Origin of the sequence: Moorena sp. SIO4A5, assembly GCF_010672005.1 — a bacterium.
Taxonomy (GTDB): Bacteria; Cyanobacteriota; Cyanobacteriia; order Cyanobacteriales; family Coleofasciculaceae; genus Moorena.
Genome location: NZ_JAAHHZ010000526.1, coordinates 1 through 3,388 on the forward strand (window position 1 = coordinate 1; position 3,388 = coordinate 3,388).

Consider the following 3,388-nt stretch of genomic DNA (forward strand, 5'->3'; position numbering starts at 1 on the left):
TCCCACGAAAGTCATCGGAGCAATAATTTGACCACTCAAAGTTGCTCCTACCATACTGATTCGCTCCGTTTTGTGTCCTAATTTGAGGTCGTAATATCGTGTTCGATTTCTCACACCAACCTGTATAGTAGTCCTCTGTGTCATCAACTCCCGCTTCATCCACATACACTATTCGCTGTTTGGCATACTGGCGCTTTGTATTTGAGAAATTCCCCTCGTTCCTCTTCATTTCTTTCTTTGTATCCATAAGTTTTTTTTTCGGGTAAATCCAATACGTTTCAAAGCTTTGCCGATGGTCGTGTGACTTATTTCTTCTGGCCACTTTTTTGCCATCTGTTTTTGAGTTGTGCCACCGTTTATGCACGCAAATTGGCGAAACTCCTCTAAATCTCGGATTTTTGGCTGTGGACCCCTTTGATACTTTCTCAAGGCGTGTGAATGTTCCTCTTTGTTCTCTGGCTTTTAGCCAAAGGTCTAACGTATTACGGCTAAGCAAGCAGCATTCGGCACACTTGGGTTTTTTTCTCTCCACGATCTACTGCTGCTACTGCTTTTGCTCGCTCTGCATCGCTATATGGTGATGGCATTTATCCCTCCTTGCTACACTCCATATTATGTTACAATTATGTCCTAACCATCCCTTTTTTTGCTATAGTATGTAGCTGGGTTTAAGCGTTTGAGTTCCAAAAAAATAACCCCTGAGTGTCTTGCTGTTAGATCACAGCTCGACCAACTAAGGGGTGTCTATGGCTGAATTGCGTAAGCTATTTACTACTATCCACAGCGGCTGTATGCGATCGCGTTTTCCCAACGTTAACCAAAGAGTTAACTAATGGTATAACTTCAGGGTAAGACGAGTTGCTCAGACCTCAGACAAATAGTATGTAGCTGGGAAACGCTTTTGAGCTGTTACACAAAAAAAATACCCCTGTCTTGCTCTTAGATCAAAGACAGAGGAATTAAGGGGTATCGATGGCTGAATTGCGTAAGCTATTTACTACTATCCACAGCAGCTGTATGCGTACGGGTTTTCCCAACGTTAACTAATGGTATAACTTCAGGGTAAGACCAGTTGCTAAAAAGTATCGGCAACTAGTATCTAGCTAGGAAAAGCCTTTGAGCTGTTACACAAAAAAAATACCCCTGTCTTGCTCTGAGATCACAGACAGAGGAATTAAGGGGTATCGATGACTGAATTGCGTAAGCTATTTACTACTATCAACAGCGGCTGTATGCGATCGCGTTTTTTGAAGGTTAACCAATGGTATAAGTTCACGGTAAGCCGAGTTGGTAATAGGTGATGCGATTAATATGTAGCTGGGACAAGCAGGGCAAACGCATCTTGTTGTCTAATCCGAGATAGTTCTCAATAAATCCTGGCTTATTGTGCTTGTAACCATTTCAGAGTGGCGTGTCAAGCTTAGAATAGTGCAATTTTTGAGCAAAAGGCTTTAAAACTCGGCATCGTACCATTTTTATAAAGCAACATTTCAGGCTTGACACGACAGTACTTTTCACATATATTCAGTGTTTTGTTAATTTAGAATACACTAAATATATGTGACTCAGAAAATTAGATCAGGATTCATGAATTATATCCCAGGAATTGCTAACAATTATTAAACAAATTTTTTGGCATCAGCATACTCATCAATGTTGGTGTATAATAATGTAACTTATTGACTTTTATTAATAGTTTTATCTGCGATTAAATGTGACCATAAACCAATTTCATCTTCGATCCAGTCCACACGAGCATTCGGGTTTTCTGCGTGATTACAAAGAGAAGCTAAACCAAAAACAATATATCCATTCAAATTTTTACTTTTGCCATATTCTAACGGCTTGACGAAGTAATACTTGAATATTTCCGTTTCATTTATGTTTGGTATTTTTTCTATAGAAAAAATACCAACAGGAGCAACTTCAATTAATGTTCCTTGGGGAATATCCTGTGTCGCAATAATGCCCCTTCCTTTATTAGGAATGTTGTTGACTTCAATCATTGATTATTTCCAATTGATAATTTTTAACCATCAATTTATGTTATGATAGCTTGTTTTCCCCTATTATTACATCCCAATCTAGCGAAATTAGCAACATCACCGTCCAAATCAACCAGTTAGACCTGACAGGCTGGTACACTTCAGAATTGGAGATAGTGGCCGTTACTTTTCATCTAGGCGGTTCATCAACAGATTTAGTTGTTCGTGTTGCTTGTGGATGGTTTTGTTACCCTCCTGACCCTCCCAACACTTGCACGCTATGAATCTTTTGGCTCCTTATGTGATTACTCCGGCTCTGATCTTTGAATCCTTGTCATAATTTTATTACCATAATTTTTTTTTTTACAAGCCGTAAGTGATATATTGATGGGAACATCCAAATTTGGGAAATCTATCCCTAAAATTAACGATAATACTAGGGTTTAAAACCATAATTAAAAGTGTTATGTACAAAAATGGTATGCTTCTTAATTATTGATGATTGACGCTTGATAATTGCTAAATCTTAGCATTGCTTGATTCCAGGAAAGGAGATTAATTTAGTGGCAAATCAACTGAAACGCATCGCCATGTGGGCTAGTCCACGATGTCTTTCGACAGTTCTACTACGTTCTTGGGGAAATCGCCCAGATACCTTTGTGCAAGACGAGCCGTTTTATCCACATTATCTTTCAGTCACTGGTCGGAAAGACCCGGGAATGGAAGAAGTGCTCAACCGTTATGAAACAGACTGGGTCAAGATTGTAGAGCAAGTGACGACCGGGTCAATACCAAACGACAAATCGATCTATTACCAAAAGTTTATGATCTATCGACTCCTACCCCATATCGACATTAGTTGGGTTCCCCAATTGACCAACTGCTTTCTGATTCGTGAACCTCGGGAGATGCTCCTATCTTATCTTCGGCTATGGCCTAATCCGACATTGGACACCATAGGGATGCCACGACTTAAGCAATTGTTTGAAATAGTCCGTGACTATTCAGGTGTCATTCCGCCGGTAATCGATGCCCGTGACCTACAGGAAAACCCACGCCATACTTTGTCCTTGCTCTGCGAAGCGGTAGAGGTTGAATTTACAGATGCGATGTTAAGTTGGTCTAAAGGCAACCCAACCGATGATATTTGGTCTAAATATCAGTGGTATGACACGGTGAGAAACTCAACCGGGTTTCACCCCTACAAACCCAAAAGCGATGCCATCCCGGAGCGCTTTGATGACCTTCTTTCCCAATGCAATGAAATCTACAGGGAATTATACAAATATCGCCTTGTGTGACAACGAAAGGGTGACAAACAAGCTCAGGGCAAACGCATCTTGTTGGGTAACCGGGGATAGTTATCAATAAATCCTGGCTTATCGTGCTTGTTGAGAATATAC

At 40.3% G+C, this 3,388-nt stretch carries 2 protein-coding genes and 1 pseudogene; 1 reads left to right on the forward strand and 2 read right to left on the reverse strand.

Annotated elements, in window-relative coordinates; all coding sequences use genetic code 11:
* Together F6K57_RS40365 and F6K57_RS40370 are read right to left on the reverse strand one after the other, a co-directional pair.
* Positions 1 to 229, reverse strand: a pseudogene (locus F6K57_RS40365) (hypothetical protein); the annotation flags it as partial.
* 1,447 nt (positions 230 to 1,676) lie between these two features.
* Positions 1,677 to 2,006, reverse strand: coding sequence for an SET domain-containing protein-lysine N-methyltransferase (locus F6K57_RS40370; protein ID WP_293074531.1), 330 nt, complete (start codon positions 2,004 to 2,006; stop codon positions 1,677 to 1,679).
* Between the two features lie 542 nt (positions 2,007 to 2,548).
* Here F6K57_RS40370 and F6K57_RS40375 point away from each other — a divergent pair.
* A complete protein-coding gene (locus F6K57_RS40375) occupies positions 2,549 to 3,286 on the forward strand; it encodes a hypothetical protein (protein ID WP_293074534.1) in 738 nt (245 codons plus the stop codon).
* Positions 3,287 to 3,388 lie beyond the last annotated feature (102 nt).